Raw genomic sequence first — 928 nt, 5'->3', positions numbered from 1 at the left:
GCATCAACCGTCCATGTGCCGTCGCCATTATCCGTGCCAGCACTGAGAACAGCACCATCCGGCGCACCGGCAAAGGTGACCGCGACCGTATCGGGTGAGGCGACAGCCACATCAAGTGCAATGGCGGTGTCTTCTGCCCCGGTAGCGAGGCCAACGCTTAGAAGCGGTGCATCGGCCACCGGTGTCACATTCACCGTCAGGCTGGCAGAGGTGTTGGCTGTTTCGGTGCCGTCAGTGGCGAGGGCGGTAACGTCAAGATCGAGAACACCGCTGAAGTCAGCTGGTGGTGTCAGGGTCAGACCAACCAAATCAATGGCATCAACGGTCCAGGTGCCATCACCATTATCGGTCCCGGCACTAAGAACCGCACCGTCTGGCACACCGGCAAAGGTGACCGAGGCGGTATCGGGAGAGGTGGCGGTCACATCAAGGGCAATCGCGGTATCTTCTGCCCCCGTGATATCGGCAGCCGTCAGGGTCGGTGCGTCAGCGACCGGTGTTACGGTGACACCGAATGTCTCAGATACCGTGGCGGTATCAGTGCCATCGGTTGAGGTTGAGGCGATCGAGAGATCAAAGCTGCCACTAAAATCAGTTGGCGGTGTGATCGTCAGGCCGGTCAGTTCTGCCGGGGTCAGGGTGACAGTGCCATCAGCATTAACCGTGCCCGCATTGAGCACGGCGCCATCGGGAATGTTGCCGATGGTGACAGAGAGAACTTCACTGCCATCGGTCAGCGCGGTGTCGATATCAAGGGTAATCGCGGTGTCTTCAGCCCCCGTTACATCGGCAGCCGTCAGGGTCGGCGCATCGGCAACTGGCGTTACCGTGACCGAGAAGGCTTCGCTGGTGGTGGCAGTCTCGCTGCCATCGGTGGCCGTTGCAACCGCGAACAGGTTGAGCGTTCCGCTGTAATCAGCCGGCGGGG

At 60.6% G+C, this 928-nt stretch carries 1 protein-coding gene; it reads right to left on the bottom strand.

Annotation, left to right across the window (positions count from 1 at the left end):
- Positions 1–928 (bottom strand): Ig-like domain-containing protein (locus TMES_RS22865; RefSeq protein WP_245835547.1); only part of this gene is annotated, 928 nt, incomplete at both ends.

This window comes from Thalassospira mesophila (assembly GCF_002115755.1).
Lineage (GTDB): Bacteria > Pseudomonadota > Alphaproteobacteria > Rhodospirillales > Thalassospiraceae > Thalassospira > Thalassospira mesophila.
This window is presented reverse-complemented; position numbering and strand designations above follow the sequence as displayed.